The sequence below is a fragment of the Klebsiella sp. LY genome (genome assembly GCF_004010915.1).
GTDB lineage: Bacteria > Pseudomonadota > Gammaproteobacteria > Enterobacterales > Enterobacteriaceae > Klebsiella > Klebsiella quasipneumoniae.
The window spans coordinates 25,498-43,897 of the sequence record NZ_CP022441.1 but is presented as its reverse complement, the minus strand read 5'-3'; the positions used below and the strand labels follow the sequence as shown (position 1 = coordinate 43,897).

Annotated in this window: 19 protein-coding genes; 10 read left to right on the top strand and 9 right to left on the bottom strand. The window is 46.2% G+C overall.

The features are described from left to right. Window positions 1-4: 4 nt before the first annotated feature. Window positions 5-1,063 (bottom strand): ATP-grasp domain-containing protein, encoded by a 1,059-nt coding sequence (locus CE636_RS00260; RefSeq protein ID WP_014839885.1) that lies wholly within the window; start codon window positions 1,061-1,063, stop codon window positions 5-7. 311 nt (window positions 1,064-1,374) lie between these two features. On the opposite strand from CE636_RS00260, the gene CE636_RS00255 reads away from it, so the two are divergent. The 7 genes from CE636_RS00255 to CE636_RS00225 all read left to right on the top strand — a co-directional run bounded on the left by CE636_RS00255 (window position 1,375) and on the right by CE636_RS00225 (window position 7,276). Beyond that, on the top strand, window positions 1,375-1,959 hold the full coding sequence (locus tag CE636_RS00255) for a TerD family protein (protein ID WP_014839886.1): 585 nt from the start codon (window positions 1,375-1,377) through the stop codon (window positions 1,957-1,959). Next, window positions 1,956-3,119: a TerD family protein gene (locus CE636_RS00250; protein ID WP_014839887.1), complete on the top strand. Its 1,164-nt coding sequence runs from the start codon at window positions 1,956-1,958 to the stop codon at window positions 3,117-3,119. The genes CE636_RS00255 and CE636_RS00250 overlap by 4 nt, the downstream gene beginning before the upstream one ends. 22 nt (window positions 3,120-3,141) lie before the next feature. Further along, entirely contained in the window at window positions 3,142-3,597 is a 456-nt protein-coding gene (gene terB / locus CE636_RS00245; protein ID WP_014839888.1) for a tellurium resistance membrane protein TerB, read from the top strand. Window positions 3,598-3,620: 23 nt separating this feature from the next. Continuing rightward, window positions 3,621-4,661 carry a tellurium resistance membrane protein TerC gene (gene terC, locus CE636_RS00240; RefSeq protein ID WP_014839889.1) on the top strand — a complete coding sequence of 347 codons (1,041 nt, stop codon included), beginning with the start codon at window positions 3,621-3,623 and terminating at the stop codon, window positions 4,659-4,661. 50 nt (window positions 4,662-4,711) lie between these two features. Further along, on the top strand, window positions 4,712-5,290 hold the full coding sequence (terD, locus tag CE636_RS00235) for a tellurium resistance membrane protein TerD (RefSeq protein ID WP_014839890.1): 579 nt from the start codon (window positions 4,712-4,714) through the stop codon (window positions 5,288-5,290). Window positions 5,291-5,370: 80 nt separating this feature from the next. Further along, on the top strand, window positions 5,371-5,946 hold the full coding sequence (locus CE636_RS00230; protein WP_017901334.1) for a TerD family protein: 576 nt from the start codon (window positions 5,371-5,373) through the stop codon (window positions 5,944-5,946). Between the two features lie 88 nt (window positions 5,947-6,034). After that, entirely contained in the window at window positions 6,035-7,276 is a 1,242-nt protein-coding gene (locus CE636_RS00225) for a VWA domain-containing protein (protein WP_014839891.1), read from the top strand. Between the two features lie 27 nt (window positions 7,277-7,303). On the opposite strand, the gene CE636_RS00220 is transcribed toward CE636_RS00225, so the two are convergent. Both CE636_RS00220 and CE636_RS00215 read right to left on the bottom strand, forming a co-directional pair. Continuing rightward, a complete protein-coding gene (locus CE636_RS00220) occupies window positions 7,304-7,954 on the bottom strand; it encodes an HAD family hydrolase (RefSeq protein ID WP_014839892.1) in 651 nt (216 codons plus the stop codon). A 605-nt stretch (window positions 7,955-8,559) separates the two neighbouring features. Then, entirely contained in the window at window positions 8,560-9,540 is a 981-nt protein-coding gene (locus CE636_RS00215) for an IS5-like element IS5 family transposase (RefSeq protein WP_042934497.1), read from the bottom strand. 99 nt (window positions 9,541-9,639) lie between these two features. Here CE636_RS00215 and CE636_RS28370 point away from each other — a divergent pair, with 99 nt between their 5' ends. Continuing rightward, a complete protein-coding gene (locus tag CE636_RS28370; RefSeq protein WP_017901083.1) occupies window positions 9,640-9,756 on the top strand; it encodes a small membrane protein in 117 nt (38 codons plus the stop codon). A gap of 78 nt (window positions 9,757-9,834) precedes the next feature. Further along, window positions 9,835-10,404, top strand: coding sequence for a LuxR C-terminal-related transcriptional regulator (locus CE636_RS29610; protein ID WP_017901082.1), 570 nt, complete (start codon window positions 9,835-9,837; stop codon window positions 10,402-10,404). 190 nt (window positions 10,405-10,594) lie between these two features. Here the strand turns inward: CE636_RS29610 and CE636_RS00205 are convergent, their stop codons facing one another. The 4 genes from CE636_RS00205 to CE636_RS00190 all read right to left on the bottom strand — a co-directional run bounded on the left by CE636_RS00205 (window position 10,595) and on the right by CE636_RS00190 (window position 14,382). Then, the gene (locus tag CE636_RS00205; RefSeq protein ID WP_017901081.1) at window positions 10,595-11,341 is read right to left on the bottom strand and encodes a hypothetical protein; all 747 of its coding nucleotides are present in this window, start codon (window positions 11,339-11,341) and stop codon (window positions 10,595-10,597) included. 66 nt (window positions 11,342-11,407) lie between these two features. Continuing rightward, on the bottom strand, window positions 11,408-12,166 hold the full coding sequence (locus CE636_RS00200; protein ID WP_017901080.1) for a hypothetical protein: 759 nt from the start codon (window positions 12,164-12,166) through the stop codon (window positions 11,408-11,410). A gap of 251 nt (window positions 12,167-12,417) precedes the next feature. Next, window positions 12,418-13,152 carry a plasmid SOS inhibition protein A gene (locus CE636_RS00195; RefSeq protein WP_024266320.1) on the bottom strand — a complete coding sequence of 245 codons (735 nt, stop codon included), beginning with the start codon at window positions 13,150-13,152 and terminating at the stop codon, window positions 12,418-12,420. 630 nt (window positions 13,153-13,782) lie between these two features. Continuing rightward, window positions 13,783-14,382, bottom strand: a complete 600-nt coding sequence (locus CE636_RS00190) for a hypothetical protein (protein ID WP_025999330.1) — start codon at window positions 14,380-14,382, stop codon at window positions 13,783-13,785. 1,353 nt (window positions 14,383-15,735) lie between these two features. Here CE636_RS00190 and CE636_RS00185 point away from each other — a divergent pair. Further along, a complete protein-coding gene (locus CE636_RS00185) occupies window positions 15,736-16,068 on the top strand; it encodes a hypothetical protein (protein ID WP_017901076.1) in 333 nt (110 codons plus the stop codon). A 10-nt stretch (window positions 16,069-16,078) separates the two neighbouring features. On the opposite strand, the gene CE636_RS00180 is transcribed toward CE636_RS00185, so the two are convergent. Continuing rightward, complete coding sequence (locus tag CE636_RS00180) at window positions 16,079-16,564, bottom strand: hypothetical protein (protein WP_017901075.1); 486 nt, start codon at window positions 16,562-16,564, stop codon at window positions 16,079-16,081. A 395-nt stretch (window positions 16,565-16,959) separates the two neighbouring features. Further along, a complete protein-coding gene (locus CE636_RS00175; RefSeq protein ID WP_014839897.1) occupies window positions 16,960-18,231 on the bottom strand; it encodes a DUF1173 family protein in 1,272 nt (423 codons plus the stop codon). Between the last annotated feature and the right edge of the window lie 169 nt (window positions 18,232-18,400).

The following is an 18,400-nucleotide window of genomic DNA, read 5'->3' as shown; positions in this document are numbered from 1 at the left end:
TCCATTAATCGATTCTGTTGGTCAATAATGCCGGGTAGCGAATGACGTCGGTGACAGAGCGGACGACTGCAGGCGAAAAATCAGTTTTCGCTGACTGCCTGACCTGATCCTCATCCATCAACCCCAGTGTATGGAAGGCATACAGACCCGGCAGATTCACGCCACTGTGCTGCGTATACCCAATGCCCCCTGACGGGCGCATGTTTATTTCAAGCAGCAGGGGATTGCCTTCAACGTTATGCCGGGTCTGGACGTTGACCATTCCGTCGGCGTTCATTAAGCGGGCGCAGGCGATGGCGAGTTCAATCGCTTCCCCTTCATTCTCCAGATGCTGGAGCACCCCCTCCTTACGCCGCCCGACGGCGGCCAGGACAGTCCCTTGACTTACCACCATATCTACGGAGTATTCAGGCCCCGGTAAATAAGGCATCAGAACCTGAGGTGTAAAGGTCTCCATTTGGGCATGTGCGGCCAGATACTGTGACGGACGGATAACCCGGCTGTCGGGGTTATTCAGAAACGCGACCGGTGAAATCTCGTCATCAAAACGCCAGAATCCCATGCCATAAATACCGGTTACGGGCTTAATACAGAGACGATCAGAAGGATACGGGGAGTGGCTGAGCAAATGACTCAGTTCATCGGGAGAGTTGACCCGCACAGACGGCACAACCGGGAGTCCATTTTTTGTCATGTACTCCGAGAAAGTAACTTTTTCGTCAGCGAGCTCGAACCATTCAGTTCCGGTCGCGCCTGTTGTCAGACTCACGGACGGGGATTGAATGGCATCTCGCTGACTTTCAAACCATTTACAGTTTCGCCCGGTATGAATCGCATTAATGCCATGGTTCATCGTGACGGAGTGAATGAAAGAAAGACGGTCATCTTCATTTTTAGGTTCGATTAATGAGAGATCTGAAACAGAGAGAATTTCATTTCGTTCATTCCGGTGAGAAGATAAAACCAGAATATCTTTATTGTGTTTATCTGCAAAAGATTTCACACCGAGAATAATGTCTCGCTGGGAGGACAAACCTTCCATAAACCAAATTTTGTTTTTCATCTTTTATTATTTTTGCCTGAAGAGAGGAAAAAGTTTTACTGATACATGAGTCTAAGAATACCTCCGAACCATGTCAATCATAATATGATAAACTCTGGCTGTTTATGATTTTGAGAACAACTATATATTTTTGAATACTATCAATTGGTTACGCTAATTTAATTCGTTAGTCCGGAATGTAATTAAAAGTAAATTATGAAAACCTACCCGTTTTTGTCTTGCAGGTGAACTTTGTCATGATATGATTTTGATGGTGCCTGCTTTACTACTAATTTCACAATGTCTCAGTCAATACCTTTTAAGGAATGAATATGGTTTCTTTAAGTAAAAACCAGACGGTATCACTCAGCAAACAATCATCCGCACTCAGCCAACTTAAGTTCGGTCTGGGATGGGATCCGGTAAAGAAAAAAGGATTATTTGGCAACATTTTTGGCGGCAATGACTCTATCGATCTGGACGCGGGTTGCGTTCTGTTGGACAGTGCCGGTAATAAAATTGACACAATATGGTTTCGTAAACTGAAATCGACCTGTGGCTCCGTGGTACATACCGGCGATAACCTGACGGGTGAGGGAGACGGTGACGATGAGGTCATCAATGTCTATCTCGGCCAATTGCCTGCAAAGGTTGAATATCTGGCTTTCACCGTTAACAGTTTCCGTGGGCAGTCTTTTAATGATGTTGATAACGCTTTCTGCCGTGTTGTTGATCAGACCAACAAAGAACTGGCCCGATACAAACTGACCGAGCAGGGAGCGCATACTGGCATTATTATTGCCTCACTCCGCCGTAATAACGGCAACTGGGACTTTACCGCCCACGGGAAAGCCAGCAGTGGACGCACGATCGATGATATGTACCCTGACATCATTAACACAGTGGTCAGCGCATGAACCTGACGCCAGGGGGAAATGCCCCCGTTCCCGCTCAGGAACTCCGCGTGCGGATCCTTTCAGGTGGCCCCGTTGATGCCTCCGCGTTCCGTCTGTTTGCTGCCGGAAAAGTGCAGGGAGACGCGGATATGGTCTTCTACGGACAGCCTCGTAACGACGACAGCACTGTCAGTTATCATCCTGAGGGAAATAACAGCTCTTTTATCGTTGACCTGAGCCGCCTCAAATCTGAGGTACAGAAAGTCGCTTTTACGGTGACCTGTGACGGCAGCCATACCGTCTCGACCCTGAATAATCTTTCTATCCTGGTTGAAAGTGGTGCTTCTCAACTGATCTGCGGGCAGGTTGAACTGACTGGACGGCAGGAGGCCGCACTTATCCTCGGCGAATTCTATCGGCGAAATGCTGAATGGAAATTCCGGTTTATTGCCCAGGGGTTTAATGGTGGTCTCAAACCACTGGCTGAACACTTTGGTGTGAACGTCTCTGATGATGCCGCACCAGCCTCTCCGCCGCCAGTCGCACCGCCTCCGGCTCCTGCACCAAATAAGGTGAGCCTAAGCAAGGTCTCGTTGACCAAAGAGAAACCGGCTATCAGCCTTGCCAAGAAGGACAACTTTGGCGAGATCCGCATCAACCTTAACTGGCATCGTGGCTCCGGCTCCGGTGGCTTACTCGGAGGGATGTTTGGCTCAAGCAAAGCGATTGACCTTGATTTGGGCGCGTTCGTCAAACTTCAGGATGGTCACAAGTCCGTGATCCAGGCACTCGGCAATGCCTTTGGCAACTATCATAACGAGCCCTATGTTCAGCTTCAGGGCGATGATCGTACCGGGGAGGCCATGGATGGCGAATGGCTGCATATTAACGGACGGGAGTGGAAGCAAATCAATCAGGTTCTGATTTATGCCTTCATCTACCAGGGCGTACCCAGTTGGGATAAAACTGACGGTGTGGTGACGCTCCATATACCGGACCAGCCCCCCATTGAAACCCGTCTGACCGAGGGAGATAACAAACGTACTCTGTGCGCAATTGCCCGTCTGGTGAATGACAACGGGTCAATTCGCGTAGAACGGATTAACCAGTTCTTCAGAGGCCAGGAGGAGATGGACAAGGCCTTTGGCTGGGGGTTTCGCTGGTCTAAAGGTTCTAAATAACCAAATTGATGAGGAACGGAAAATGAGTTTTTTCGACAAAGTTAAAGGGGCACTGACCTCAGGCCGTGATGAGCTGACCCGCCAGGTTGGCCGTTACAAAAACAAGAAATTTATGCAGGGTACAGTCGCGGTATGCGCACGTATCGCGGTTTCCAGTGACGGCGTCAGCGCTGAAGAAAAGCAGAAAATGATTGGCTTTCTGCGGGCATCAGAAGAACTGAAAGTTTTTGAAACGACTGAGGTTATCGAATTCTTCAACAAACTGGTGACCAGCTTCGACTTTGATCTCGAAATTGGTAAAGGCGAGACGATGAAATACATCCTCGCGCTGAAAGACCAGCCTGAAGCGGCTCAGCTGGCAGTCCGTGTCGGTATTGCTGTTGCAAAAAGCGACGGTAATTTTGACGAGGATGAGAAAAACGCCGTTCGTGAAATTGCCCGTTCATTGGGCTTCGACCCGACTGAATTCGGCCTCTGATAAACATCCGCTAAGGGTACGCTATGGTTTCCACACACATCGGTTTTCCGACTGAAACAGTGATTGTTTTTATCGCGCTGTCGGTCGGCGCCATCTTTATTGACCTGTTCATGCATCGCCATGACAAGCCAATTTCCCTTAAGAGTGCGGCCTTATGGTCCGTTTTCTGGGTTATCGTTGCGATGGCATTTGCCGGTTTCCTCTATATCCATCACGGTGCAGAAGTTGCCAGCCTGTTTGTCACGGGTTATGCGCTTGAAAAGGTCCTGTCCGTTGATAACCTCTTCGTCATGATGGCCATCTTCTCGTGGTTCTCAGTGCCAGACCGTTATCGCCACCGTGTACTGTACTGGGGGATCGTTGGGGCCATCGTCTTCAGGGGGATCTTTGTTGCGATTGGTACCGGTCTGCTCAGCCTTGGCCCTTATGTCGAACTGGTTTTTGCCGTGGTCGTTGCCTGGACTGCTGTCATGATGCTGAAAAGCGGTGATGATGGCGATGAAATTGAGGACTACTCCCAGCACCTCGCCTATCGCCTGGTCAAACGGTTCTTCCCTATCTGGCCGAAACTGTCCGGACATGCGTTCCTGTTAACCCAGAAAGAAGTTGATGCCGAGCTGGCGAAACCCGAAAACAACGATGTGAGCATTGGACGGGTAAAAAAAGCCGCCCTGTATGCGACGCCTCTTATGCTGTGTGTCGCGGTCGTTGAACTCTCTGACGTCATGTTTGCCTTCGACTCCGTTCCGGCAATCATTGCGGTCAGCCGTGAGCCACTGATTGTCTACAGCGCAATGATGTTTGCTATCCTTGGTCTCCGTACCCTCTATTTTGTGCTGGAAGCTCTGAAGCAGTATCTGTCTCAGCTGGAAAAGGCGGTTATCGTCCTGCTGTTCTTTATTGCGTTTAAGCTTGGCCTGAATGCCTCCGACCATATCTGGCACCATGGCTACAGCCTGTCCGCAACCACCAGCCTGTATGTCGTATTAGGCGTGCTGGCGCTCGGTATTCTTGCCAGCGTTATCTTCCCTGAAAAACCGGAAGCGGAAAATAAAGAAAGCTGATCTCCGGCTGTTTAATAATAAGTATGTGATTAACGAAAGAGGATAAATTGATGAGTGTTTCACTATCTAAAGGCGGCAACGTTTCACTGAGCAAAGCAGCCCCGACAATGAAAAATGTTCTCGTCGGTCTTGGCTGGGATGCCCGCTCTACCGATGGTCAGGACTTTGACCTCGATGCTTCGGCATTCCTGCTGGCCGCAAATGGCAAGGTTCGTGGCGACGCCGATTTTATTTTCTACAACAACCTGAAATCTTCCGACGGTTCAGTCACCCATACCGGCGACAACCGTACCGGTCAAGGTGATGGCGATGATGAATCCCTGAAAATCAAACTGGATGCGATCCCTGCTGATGTGGACAAAATCATTTTCGTCGTGACCATTCACGATGCCCAGGCCCGTCGCCAGAGTTTCGGTCAGGTATCTGGTGCATTCATCCGTCTGGTAAATGATGACAATCAGACAGAAGTCGCCCGCTATGATCTGACTGAAGATGCCTCCACCGAAACCGCGATGCTGTTCGGTGAACTGTATCGCCACAATACGGAATGGAAGTTCCGTGCAGTCGGCCAGGGCTATGCCGGTGGTCTGGGTTCCGTTTGTGCGCAGTACGGCATCAACGCATCCTGATAATAAAGTTACTTTTCTCACTATTTTCACGCGGGGTTGGTCATCCGGCCCCGACGTCAACGATAAGCAGGAGCGATAAAATGGCAGTTTCTCTCGTAAAAGGCGGTAATGTTTCTCTGACCAAAGAAGCCCCTTCCATGAATGTGGCACTGGTTGGTCTGGGCTGGGATGCGCGTGTTACCGATGGTCAGGCATTTGACCTCGATGCCTCGGTCTTCCTGGTCGGCGAAGATGGAAAAGTGCTGTCCGACGCGCACTTCGTTTTTTATAACAACACCACCAGCCCGGACGGCGCGGTACAGCACCAGGGTGACAACCGCACGGGTGAAGGCGACGGAGACGATGAGCAGGTCAAAATCGAGCTGGCTAAAGTCAGCGCTGACGTTAAAAAACTGGTGTTTGCTGTCACTATTCATGAAGCTGAAGCCCGTAAACAGAACTTCGGTATGGTCAGCAACAGCTACATGCGTGTTGTGAACAACGATAACGGCGCTGAGATTGCCCGCTTTGACCTGTCTGAAGATGCGTCGACGGAGACCGCAATGATTTTCGGCGAACTCTATCGCCATGGCGCTGAGTGGAAATTTAAAGCAGTCGGGCAGGGGTTTGCTGGTGGCCTGGGTGCGCTGGCGCAACAGCATGGCATCAACATCTGATAAATAACCCCAACGAAACCCCGGCCTGTCCGGGGTTTTTTATATCAGCTTACTGAATGAATATTGCTCAAAATTAAAGAGGGATCAGATGCAATTACAATCAGGACAGAATATTCCACTACATACTACGGACCTGACGCTCAGACTTGATTATCTGTCATCGTACAGTTTTAGTAGTGAACCAGAAACCTGCCTGTTTATGCTGAATGCTGACGGGAAAGTCACCGGTGACGCAGACTTTATCTTCTACAACAATCGGAGTGCTGCCGGTGGAGCTGTAAAACTGCTTCCCGGCCACCAGCATGCGAACCTTCAGCTTGCGCTGGAACGCATTCCCGAAACCATTCAGAAAATCGCTATAACGCTGGTGATAGATGGCAATGACACGATCAGCGGACTCTCGCAACTCCGGCTGACGGCAACCGGCATCGCTGAATTCAATGTCGACCTGAAGGGCCGTAGTGAGAAAGCGGTGATTATGGGCGAGATTTACCGTCATCAGGGGCAATGGAAACTCCGTGCTCAGGGGCAGGGGTTTAACGGTGGACTGGAGCCACTTGCCGTCAGCTATGGTGTCGATGTCGCACAACCAGAAGATACCCCAACGCAACCAGCCCGGATCAGTCTGGAGAAAAAACTGGAAGGGAAAGCCCCCGCGCTTATCAGTCTGGCAAAAAAAGCCAGTGTTTCTCTTGCCAAACACAAGCTGGAGACGGTTGAAGCCAGAGTCGCTTTTGTTCTTGATGCCTCAGGCTCTATGACCGGTCAGTTTAAAAAGGGACATGTGCAGTCCGTTCTCGACCGTATAGCCGTCCTGTCAGTCCAGTTCGATGATGACGGTACGATGGATGTGTGGGGCTTTGCTGAGCGTCACAAGAAATACCCTGACGTCACCCTGGACAATCTTGACGGATATGTTGCGGCTATCCAGAACACGGGTAAACGATCTGCCTGGGAAATCCTTCCGGGCCTGGGCGGGACAAACAACGAGCCGCCGGTCATGAATGAGGTGATCGACTTCTTCAAGGACAGCATACTGCCCGTTTATGTTGTCTGCATTACGGATGGCGGGATTAGTAAAACCCGTGAAATCAAAGAAGCCATACGCCGCTCGGCCAACTACCCCATTTTTTGGAAATTTGTGGGCCTCGGCGGTTCAAATTACGGTATTCTCGAAAAACTGGATACCTTCAGCGATCGGCGAATCGATAACAGCAACTTCTTTGCCATCGATAACTTCGCAACGGTGAAGGATGAGGAGCTGTACGAGCAACTTCTGGAAGAGTTTAAAGACTGGCTGGATCAGGCAAAAATAGCGGGTATTCTGTGAGCCTTCGCCCCGGAAAGGGGCGATAATTTACCGGATAGGTAGTTCGAAAGGAACTTTTCCCCGACGCCAGGTCGCATGGAAGTGCCGCCAGTGAGGGTCGGCTGCAGCTGACAGTAGTTCGTAATCCCCTCGTGTGTCTCCCCATGCCCGCAGATGATAATTTTTCAAAGGACCGTACTCTTTTTCCAGCCGGATAATTTTCTGGCTACACCGGCAGTTATGCCCACTAATACGCCCGGTAAGTATCCCTTCTTTGACCTCAAGCTGTGTGCCTATCACTTTGATGCCCAGCCTGTCGGCAAATGGCCTGAGTACCATTTCTGGTGAAGCAGAACATAATGTCACTTCCGCGCCGGAATTCACTTCATTCGCCACGGCCATCAGGCCTGCAGGACGCATAAGCCGACTCCAGTAGACCTGGCAAAATTTCTCAGCATTTTTGGATAGCCATTTCTCGTCAACCCCAGTAAGGAAGGTTGTGATGAGAATTTCTTTCAGTTCATCACGTGTCATCTTCTTCCCCATACAGCGTAACGTGGGAAGAGCCATTGTGACGATACGACGGGAAAAAGCCCGATTGCCAAAGGCAAACCGCAGAAAAGGGATAAAGCTGTCATGCCGTGTTAGTGTGCCGTCAAAATCAAATACAGAGAGCATACGGGACTGAATGACATTCATCGTAATCTTCTTCCTGGTAAAATGGGGGAACAGCTTCCTACAGGTTTGACTATACCATTCAGGCAATAATATTGGTAATCGGCCACAGAAGGTGAAGAAAGTTACTTTTTATGATGTTCGCTTCGCTCAGCAAACTAAAGGTTCGTCACGTACTCCCGGTTTTCTCGATGACTTGCCCGCTGTCACTGGCTCATTCTTCGCAGCTCTTGACAGTTTTAATACGGAATACATCGCGCCGTTGGCGACGGTCCCGGCAATAATAGAAAAATTTTAACGCGCCTCTCTGAGCTGTTTTTTAGAGGCAATTAATACTCACCCAGGTTATAAACCCTCATTTTCGTTATCTCAGACTCTTTTCATAAACACTAAATATTAATGTATTGCACATACCATCATCAGGTGGGTATATGTAAAGAAATCAACATTGATAGGAATTTTCTTAGTGGTAGGGTAATTTAGGGAAGGTGCGAATAAGCGGGGAAATTCTTCTCGGCTGACTCAGTCATTTCATTTCTTCATGTTTGAGCCGATTTTTTCTCCCGTAAATGCCTTGAATCAGCCTATTTAGACCGTTTCTTCGCCATTTAAGGCGTTATCCCCAGTTTTTAGTGAGATCTCTCCCACTGACGTATCATTTGGTCCGCCCGAAACAGGTTGGCCAGCGTGAATAACATCGCCAGTTGGTTATCGTTTTTCAGCAACCCCTTGTATCTGGCTTTCACGAAGCCGAACTGTCGCTTGATGATGCGAAATGGGTGCTCCACCTTGGCCCGGATGCTGGCTTTCATGTATTCGATGTTGATGGCCGTTTTGTTCTTGCGTGGATGCTGTTTCAAGGTTCTTACCTTGCCGGGGCGCTCGGCGATCAGCCAGTCCACATCCACCTCGGCCAGCTCCTCGCGCTGTGGCGCCCCTTGGTAGCCGGCATCGGCTGAGACAAATTGCTCCTCTCCATGCAGCAGATTACCCAGCTGATTGAGGTCATGCTCGTTGGCCGCGGTGGTGACTAGGCTGTGGGTCAGGCCACTCTTGGCATCGACACCAATGTGGGCCTTCATGCCAAAGTGCCACTGATTGCCTTTCTTGGTCTGATGCATCTCCGGATCGCGTTGCTGCTCTTTGTTCTTGGTCGAGCTGGGTGCCTCAATGATGGTGGCATCGACCAAGGTGCCTTGAGTCATCATGACGCCTGCTTCGGCCAGCCAGCGATTGATGGTCTTGAACAATTGGCGGGCCAGTTGATGCTGCTCCAGCAGGTGGCGGAAATTCATGATGGTGGTGCGGTCAGGCAAGGCGCTATCCAGGGATAACCGGGCAAACCGACGCATGGAGGCGATTTCGTACAGAGCATCTTCCATCGCGCCATCGCTCAGGTTGTACCAATGCTGCATGCAGTGAATGCGTAGCATGGTTTCCAGCGGATAAGGTCGCCGGCCATTACCAGCCTTGGGGTAAAACGGCTCGATGACTTCCACCATGTTTTGCCATGGCAGAATCTGCTCCATACGGGACAAGAAAATCTCTTTTCTGGTCTGACGGCGCTTACTGCTGAATTCACTGTCGGCGAAGGTAAGTTGATGACTCATGATGAACCCTGTTCCATGGCTCCAGATGACAAACATGATCTCATATCAGGGACTTGTTCGCACCTTCCTTAGTTACTGTTCCCATTCATCCGGAGATACATGATGTCTAACCTGTTTGCACTGCTGGCCGCTATTGTACTTCTTTTCATCGCTGTGTATTCACTGGTGTCATATCTGAAAGACCAACGTAGATCAAAAGGAAGCTTTAAACGCTAAAATCATGACAGTATTAGCTACCGTCACCGTGTATCATTCACAGACGGAGCGGATACTATACATGGAGTGACAGAGAGCATGATTTACGTCATTACGGACAACCAGTTTCTGTTTGCTGGAATTGAGTTAATACTCAGAAAGTATGAGATCACCGTATACCAACTATCAGCGGATGACCTCAGAAGCCATAAGGTCCGTAAGGACCATGTATTTTTCATTGAATGCCCACTACGTGAGGAAAATTTACATTCACTGAGGAAGCTCTATCAATACGGTGCACGTGTCTGCTATCTGATGCGCAGTTCAATAGAATGTGACCGAAAGAATGCCTCACAGTTTATCGATATCACAACCGAAATGAATGTGTTTATCGCTAAAGTACTGAAAACGATCAATAACTCTGCATGTCCACCAGCAGTTAATATTGTCCGGTTGACTAATCAGGAATTCACCGTAGCGCGTCTCGTACTTTGTGGCCATTCCGATGTGGACATAGCGTCTGAATTATTAATCACCAAACGATCATCCCAGGACCATATCAATCGGGTTCTGAAAAAACTGGGGGGTAAATCCGTCGCGGATATCTACCTTCAGCGGAATGTGATTTACGGGAGTGGTACAACACTACAGAAACAGAAGTCACGGTAGTGACGTACATCCGCCTGATGTAACCCCGCCCGCATGCTTCCCGTCGCCAGTGCGTAAACCCGCCCCGATATTCCTTGGGGGGCCATTTGTGAAAGTTACTTTTACTGAATGTGAACCACTCTTTCTTCGATGCTGGTGGATAACCTGTCCCGCCGAACCAGCCACCTGGCTCAACGGGATAGTATTAAGATTATGACCGCACAAGCAGGGATGCATCATCATGGTAGGAATGACGATCAGGCTCAGCACTACCAATTTGCACCCCGGAGTGGTCCGGCGTCAGAATCAAGCCACCCTGTGCTACATGCATATGCAGGAGGATATCACCTCCGGCCACGTTAAGATGCAAAGCAGGGACACCGTGGTTAATCTCCAGCCGTACACCAAAGGATGGCTCACCAGACTCGTCCTCAAGTTCAAGTGATATCTGGTTTGCTATATGGAGGGTAGCGGTGTAAGGCCTTCCGTCTTCCTCATGCAACAGCTCACAGCCTTCCGCAATTCGCCAGTCTGCCATTTTGAGTTTTAACTGCTGTTCGATACCCAGTGCAAGACCGGCATTACTTAACATCCCCTGAATATCTGCTCGCTGTGATTTCACTGTTGCAGGAACAGATACAGCCTCCAGAACATCAGCTTCTTTCCAGCCTTCAATGTGATAGTTTGCCCAGACATTTTGCTCCAGCGAAGGGAGACGGTCATCTGCTTCAATATGCAGACAGGGTGTGCTGTAGACATCTGAAAGATAGGGACTCGATATATCTCCGTCAGTCACCCCGTTAACGATACCACCACAGAAATCAGCTACAACACATCCTATGGCCTTCATGAACTCCTGATGAGCGACACGTGTGTCCAGTTCGCCCAGCAGTTCAGGTTTAACCAGTAGAGCGGTTACAATTTCGGCCAGTTCAGCAGGTAAAATTTGTTTTGTCATCTAGTCACCGGAGTTTCAGTTAAATAGTGTGTTAAGAGGCGGGAGACCAATTCCCGCCTCCGTGGATCACATCACCTTAAGGTACTTTGCCATCACCCGGTACTCATCCGGAGTAACAGGCTCCAGGAGGGCATTTTTGAGAGATGAACAAGAGGAAAATTTAATGCTACCGTCGATATTGGTTTTTCCACCACTTCGATAGTTAAGCAATATTTCATTATAGCGCTGAGATGCATCTACATTAGACGGGCAACATAGAATGAAAGTCACAGGACATTCCAGCTCACCGATAACCTCAGTAAAAGAACAGAAGTAATAGTGCATGCGTTCAGTAAAGGCGGTTTCTTCAGCTTCAAGAAAATCGTAATTCCCCGTCCAGCGAATAAATTCACGGGAAACTACGCAGGCAGCACCGCCATAACCATCAGTACGTCTGAAGTTATCGCATGTATAAGATATCTGAAAAGATAAAAGCTCATCTTTCCCGAAGGCAATTAGAGAAGCCTGGGCAAAAAGCGCTGCATGCTCTGAATTGAAATTACCGCAATCACTGTGGACAAGGAAACCCTCAGAACATATTTCACCATCAAATGACCAATCGCAGTCTTCAATAACTTCAACTGTAGTTTTGTCCGGGTGATTCAGCACACAGTGACGCACAACACGTTCCATTTCAGAAAGACCGTCATGGCTATCACCAGATGTAATGCGTTGAATAAAATCATTGTCAGGCTCAAACAACTCATGCATTGCTTCTAACAGAACTTCACTTTGCGCTGGTGTAGCTTCAATAACAAACGCAGAATTTGAATAATAGTCAGCCATTTAAATCACCTCGATATTAACATTTGCTACAAATCAATTGCCCGGATAGAGAGTCCATCATACTAAATAAAAACTGTGCATCAAGAGTCTATTTTTATTTAAAACAAAAACAAAAAACATTACCGAGGTGTTTTCTGAATGTTTTCGGCATGCCGTGGAATTTATAATATAAACACTCACAAATTACAATAAAAATATATTGGCTCATCATGCCGTAATTTCTTAAAAAGTACACCAGTTAACTTACAAGTTCATTTATCTGACTGAAAAGCAATACTCAATGGCAATGCTGAAACACACAAATTGTATTCCAATAAAGTCATTGAGCTAAGGACATAATCAATTTCGTCAAGTAATTCATGTAATGAATTGCACCAGATATAATCACTACGATATCGGGTAACCCAAAATTTTGACCACCATGTTCTTAGCATCATGTAGATATCGCTTTCACGAAGACACTGACCGTGGATCTCATCGTGCCAGTCCCTGAGCCATTGTTTATGCTCTCCTGGACGGCAGAAAATGAGGCGCTGGCTTGAAACGGTCTTAGCGTTCTGGAACGATATTTCTTTTGATTGCAAATGGCTGGTGGTCTTACGCTGGTCACGCAGTTCCATAATTTTTTCACGGTGATCGCGTCGCTGTGATACCCGGTTCTGTATGCCTGGAAACATCGCAACAGCCACAGACCATGAGAGCGGCAGGGTAAAGACTTCTCCACGCGTATCAATAAGGAGATCGATAGCACGCATGTAATCCATTTTTGTCGACTCACCGCGAACTGACGGGTCATAAGATGCATCGACCTGACGGACATCACTCGATGTAATTTGAGCCTTACCCGTTAATGCTCTGAAAAAGGCTTTTGCATAGGCCAGCTCCCCCAGATTCCTGCCCATTGTTCGACGGTGTTCCACGTAGGCTACAGAAGCCATTGCACAGTGTTGATACACGCCAAGAGGAACAAGTGCTGTACTTTCCATGAAATTAACCCCTCATTTAAAAAATGGACTAGTTGATATGAATATCCTACCAGGTTTTATTTCTTACGTAAGGGGGGTGTTTTTAAATATGAAATCAACAGGAACCAAAAAACCCGGATAAACACTGAATGTATATGAAAGGGTACAAAGAGTGAAAAAAAATCCTTTTGAAAACCTCAGTGTTAAGATGATTTCGTGAATGTTATCTTTGGTTTTAAAGGGGCAGCATGAAATATAAGCCCTAAGGGTTGTAAGTGGCTTCGTAAACTACTATGCGCCAACCACTATCTCACGAATACTATATCTTTTAACATCTTCAGTCTTTTTCGTGTCAAGCGTTGCATTCCACTACATACTTACAATGCCGTTTATAAGGGTCTGGTATGTTATTTCCATGGTTTACTTCAGAGATGCCGGGATATCCCATTTAATGGAAAAGATGAAAGATGGGATAGAGATATGTTATTTTTTAAATCTACCGGCATCATGTTTATATGTGGCATATAAAACTTGGATAGATTACAGAAGCGATACGATTACGCTACCTTAAAATTCAACACCAATGGATATCATCAAGTCCGGCAAATAGAAAAGGGAAGACCAGATAATGCCAAGGCCTTCCCATGCAAACTAACTGATAATGCTCTCAATTAAAGAATAAATATAGACTCTGTCAGCATGGCAACCCGTTAGCGTTACGGGATCAAAAACGATATTGTCAGTATCGACATAACGGAGACGAAGGTAAACATCCTTCCTTAGTTCATTTCTCCTGTTTTCCATATGGACTGGAGAATAATCCCTTGGAGCTATTAGCATTATACATAAGGCAGCGACAATGCCTATTATCATATAAAAGTAAAACGAACTTTCAAATAACTCTACTGCTGTCTTTGACAACTCAAAGTCAGTGAGAATGAGAACTCCATATGCACCATAAGTGAGAATGTTCAATGCGATGAATCCCACAGCCAGGTACATTAACAGTTCATGCATTCTCGATATATCCGGTTCTGCTGTTTTGCCCTGAGGAGGCGCAAAAATAGCCGATCGCCCCGTCTGATTTGTTTCGCTACCAGAGTATCCGCCACCTCCCAGAACTACGCCGGACTGTGATAGTCCACCGCCTAAAAGTGCGCCGGATTTTTGAGTGGTTGTCGTCTCTCGCAGATATAAACCACTAATGGATACTCCATCAGTGGGGCCGTAGCTGACCTCAATAATTTTCATAAAATCATCCGTTTGTTCAGGTGACAACCATCTTAACAACTGCGGTACCCGGCGTTTTTCCATACGGGCAGGAAAATTGCTTTTAACCAGAAATTTTTTAGCTCTTCATATCTGGACATAAAAATGTCGAGCAGGACTGATCACTACTCGCTGGGTAAATGCTATTCTTCGTGAAAACCGGCAAAGGATTCAACTAACCAGGGGTGGTTTGTTGAATGTGGAGCATTCGGCCCTTTGCCGGTTTGACACTTCCCGGCTGTACCCGACAACTCTGAATCTGCAGGATATTAAACTCTGTCCTGACCATCTCGTTGAACACGACTGCGCTGCTCAATTCCTGTTCATAACCATGGTAGTTGCGTGACAGTGTCACATATCGCCGAAAATATGAGTAGTACCGCATCGTGAATGCCACATGCAAAACAGATAGCATGCTAACACTAACTCCGTGCATCTGGTTTTAGATTAATGAAAAAGCATTTCATTAATCTCACCACAATCCGTCCGGAAAGATAACTTCAGATTTTAAGGATTATGGCGATCGGGTATCTATTTGGTTGAGTTTCAGGCATTTTAACACTTCGAATAAATACCATTATTCAATGTGTTAAATTAATGTGACTTTCCCCGATATGTGGGTGACCGGCTTTTGACCTGAGAAAAAGTTACTTTTGGAGTGGTTTTCACACAGGTGGCGCTACGTGAAATCTGGAAAAAAACGGAGGGGTGAGTACGTCAGATTTCACGTAGCGCACGCGATGCAAAATATACCTTCTGGATGAGAACGGGCCGGTTTACGGTTCAGAATGGAAGTCACCGGATGAAGGACTGCAGGGCTGAACCCCTTTATACGCCAAAAGTTACTTTTACACTTGGCGGGAAGAAGAACGGTAGGGGGCAATCTCGTCCTTGTTTGCCGTCATGAGCAGCATGGTCATGTTATTTAAGAGTCTTGCGAGAAAGGCAGGCAGGCTTTCCGGTCAGAATGTTTAAAATAAAACATTAACGATATAGTTGATACTGGTCTGGATTATTAAATAATTTTCAAAACAAACACATTGAAACCATGCCCTATAATTTATGATGTGATATATAATTATAAAACTGAATCATGTTTAGAAAAGTAATGGACTCAACAGCACACGACCAGGTGCATTTATCACCCTGTGTAATATACACATGAAAATAGACCAGCAGCATAACGAGGAGGATGGCGGTAAGGCCCTGAAGCTTTTTTTAAACTACGTCAGTAGCGAAACGATACGACTAATCCCGAATACCCAATAAATCTTAATGACAGTAAGCATGTTAAGTTTTAGAAAAATAACTTTCTACATTGATAAAGGAACGACTATGAACATCAAAGGTATACCACACTCTCAAGACACTGGATTAGATTTTAATTCAAAATTAAGCGACGACCTTACGCTCAGGAGAACCCTGTTATTTGTGACTTACTCAATCATTCCTGTTATTGCTCTCTATTACTTCTCACCGTTTCTGGCTGAAGCCACGATAAATGGTGTCTTATCAGTTGGAATTGAGCTTAAATATGCGATGCTTTTTCATTTTCTGGTAACCTGGGTGATTTTCTGGGGAGCAATAAGTGTACAACGTGATTTATATCAAGGCTTTAGGTTGGTGTATTTCGGCGTTAAATCTTTAATAAACAAAAAGGGCCAATAGGCCCTTTTTACTATAAGCGTATGGCTGAAAAACAACTTCCATTGGTTATACAAACTTTAACAAAAGGTACATTTTTACTATTCTTAACTACGCTTTCGATAAAAGAGAATTCTTCAAACTTTTTTAAACGTCCGTTTCTGAGTTCTTCTTGCACTATTTCAGTGGGTGAGGTAATCGTTAGGATGTCACCCTCTTTGATTTGATGGTAACTAAAAACCCCGATCGTATCGTTTTGACCGATTCTATAATAGTTCCACTTAACGCCAGTAACTTTCTCCTGGGTCGTTGTTTTTCTGACATCGGAAGGGTCAACTTTCTTTACTGATATTGGATTACCTGATACAAACCCTTCACTATCATTGTAAGTGGTAGCCACTTCATGATCGATGCCTCTCAACATGAAATTAGATAATGATAAATATGCTATGTAAAGTACTATTGCCAGCCAGATGCTAAAAAAGAAAACTTTAGACACAACTGTTTTTACTGTTGGCATGATGATCTCCTTAACGATGTAAAGCAGGTAATAATCTCAGGATAAGAATAACATGATTAGTTTGTAAAAGTTTAAAATAGGGGCTTAATTAAATTTTATTATCCCAGGTAAAGAAGGGAAGGGTGATATAGCCAGAAATGGATTAAGTGTTCTTTTGCAAACTGTACTGTCTGCAAAAAAAGTAACTTTTCTGAGATCGAGCAAATAGCATGCGTAATCAATCACAATTATTATGTGAAGCAATACAGTTGCCTGGATTGAAAGGCGGCGTAGCTGTGACTAACAAACGAATGAGAGGGGCAATAAATTGCCTTTTATCAGTCAGAACTCAACCATGGTAGTGGAGATGTGAAGCCGGGGAAGGAGTAAAGGGCCGAAGCCCTTATAACCTGGGGCTAACTTCTGGCTTTCGGTGGCAACTGAGGTAAGGGGCCAGCCGGTGCAACCCATGATGCCCAACCGTTCTTTCCATATCGTTCATTATAGTAACTTTCTTTAATCGCCTTACGGGCCAGATATGAAGCTGTATCCATGCCAAATACCTCAATAGGAAACAGTTCATGCCCCCCTGTATCCGTCAGGCAGAAATCAGGAAAGACATCATTATTAGAGGCGTCATATCTTAGTGGCTTGATGAAAGCTCTTCCCTGGTTATGAAGATAATTAAGCATAGTCAGTTCATAGCTGGAATCTGCAGGGATCCAGTTATCATCAACGTTCATCAGGGCGATCTGGAGGGGCTTGAGGTAGTACGTATCTTTACCCTTAAACTTACCAGGTTCGCCTATAGCAATACAGATGACATTGCCACCTGCTCTCCAGTTTGCTATCTCAGAGGGGAATCTCTTCTCCAGTAACGTCCAGTCCTCTGTATTCATCAGCACGACCGGCACGCCAGAAAAATACCTTACCGGAAGCCGCTTTGACACATTCGAATGTTTCTCGTAGTTATATTTAGACAACGCATTGATGCAAATCAGACGCTCCTTGCTTTGCATAACCGCATCTGTCATTTTTATGTTTTTGGTTTCCTGAGGAGTAGAAGGATATGTGCCAACCAGTAAATGTGTGGAGAGTGGATGTGATGCAATTTTAATTTTTTCCGATGAACTGGTAATAAGGTTGAATACCTTTCCTGGATTACGTTTCCCGGTCATTTTGGGATACCAGCGATTCAGACCACTGTCATCCCACAGGAACTGGAGCAAACCTAGCAGCGACATGCTATTTTGCGAAACGCCACCAGGTGTGTTCCTGTTATCTACAGGCACGATCGAGGTAGATTCGGAGTCAGATGAAGCTAATGCAACGTCGAGTCTGATGCCGAAGCCACCATCTTTAAGGTCTTTGACTACGCCATGTGTATAGCATTTTAACCCGGAATTATCTTTATCCAGTGTGAAGAAAATACAATCAGGAGAATGCTGGCTACCTGTATTCGGATACCGTGCCAGAAAATACGTATCGCCACCTGTATGATATTTTACGGCAAGTAACTTTGGACCTTTACCCTTACAGGAACAGCTTACCTTCGAGTCTACAGAAGCGTGTGCACGAGATAAAACTGCATACCAGCTCTTTTTAAATTCCTCTTTGGTCTGGAAGTCTCTTGAATACCTTTTACTGTCCACTCCATAAGATACAATCACATCATTTACAGTAGACATAAGCCCCCCTTTTCCTGAGCTGACATGCTTTTTTATTCGCTTTCGGCAATAATTTTCATATAGATTGACACAATAGCATGTAATTAATAAAGTAACCTATACTTCGAAAGTAACTTTTCAAATTCATTGTTTTTTTTCTGTTCAACTCACAATAAATGATTATCACCCA

Excerpts from the sequence above, each read along its gene's own strand:
- CE636_RS00260 (WP_014839885.1), bottom strand. The coding sequence starts at position 1,063 with ATGAAAAACAAAATTTGGTTTATGGAAGGTTTGTCCTCCCAGCGAGAC.
- CE636_RS00255 (WP_014839886.1), top strand. The coding sequence starts at position 1,375 with ATGGTTTCTTTAAGTAAAAACCAGACGGTATCACTCAGCAAACAATCA.
- CE636_RS00250 (WP_014839887.1), top strand. The coding sequence starts at position 1,956 with ATGAACCTGACGCCAGGGGGAAATGCCCCCGTTCCCGCTCAGGAACTC.
- terB (WP_014839888.1), top strand. The coding sequence starts at position 3,142 with ATGAGTTTTTTCGACAAAGTTAAAGGGGCACTGACCTCAGGCCGTGAT.
- terC (WP_014839889.1), top strand. The coding sequence starts at position 3,621 with ATGGTTTCCACACACATCGGTTTTCCGACTGAAACAGTGATTGTTTTT.
- terD (WP_014839890.1), top strand. The coding sequence starts at position 4,712 with ATGAGTGTTTCACTATCTAAAGGCGGCAACGTTTCACTGAGCAAAGCA.
- CE636_RS00230 (WP_017901334.1), top strand. The coding sequence starts at position 5,371 with ATGGCAGTTTCTCTCGTAAAAGGCGGTAATGTTTCTCTGACCAAAGAA.
- CE636_RS00225 (WP_014839891.1), top strand. The coding sequence starts at position 6,035 with ATGCAATTACAATCAGGACAGAATATTCCACTACATACTACGGACCTG.
- CE636_RS00220 (WP_014839892.1), bottom strand. The coding sequence starts at position 7,954 with ATGAATGTCATTCAGTCCCGTATGCTCTCTGTATTTGATTTTGACGGC.
- CE636_RS00215 (WP_042934497.1), bottom strand. The coding sequence starts at position 9,540 with ATGAGTCATCAACTTACCTTCGCCGACAGTGAATTCAGCAGTAAGCGC.
- CE636_RS28370 (WP_017901083.1), top strand. The coding sequence starts at position 9,640 with ATGATGTCTAACCTGTTTGCACTGCTGGCCGCTATTGTACTTCTTTTC.
- CE636_RS29610 (WP_017901082.1), top strand. The coding sequence starts at position 9,835 with ATGATTTACGTCATTACGGACAACCAGTTTCTGTTTGCTGGAATTGAG.
- CE636_RS00205 (WP_017901081.1), bottom strand. The coding sequence starts at position 11,341 with ATGACAAAACAAATTTTACCTGCTGAACTGGCCGAAATTGTAACCGCT.
- CE636_RS00200 (WP_017901080.1), bottom strand. The coding sequence starts at position 12,166 with ATGGCTGACTATTATTCAAATTCTGCGTTTGTTATTGAAGCTACACCA.
- CE636_RS00195 (WP_024266320.1), bottom strand. The coding sequence starts at position 13,152 with ATGGAAAGTACAGCACTTGTTCCTCTTGGCGTGTATCAACACTGTGCA.
- CE636_RS00190 (WP_025999330.1), bottom strand. The coding sequence starts at position 14,382 with ATGAAAATTATTGAGGTCAGCTACGGCCCCACTGATGGAGTATCCATT.
- CE636_RS00185 (WP_017901076.1), top strand. The coding sequence starts at position 15,736 with ATGAACATCAAAGGTATACCACACTCTCAAGACACTGGATTAGATTTT.
- CE636_RS00180 (WP_017901075.1), bottom strand. The coding sequence starts at position 16,564 with ATGCCAACAGTAAAAACAGTTGTGTCTAAAGTTTTCTTTTTTAGCATC.
- CE636_RS00175 (WP_014839897.1), bottom strand. The coding sequence starts at position 18,231 with ATGTCTACTGTAAATGATGTGATTGTATCTTATGGAGTGGACAGTAAA.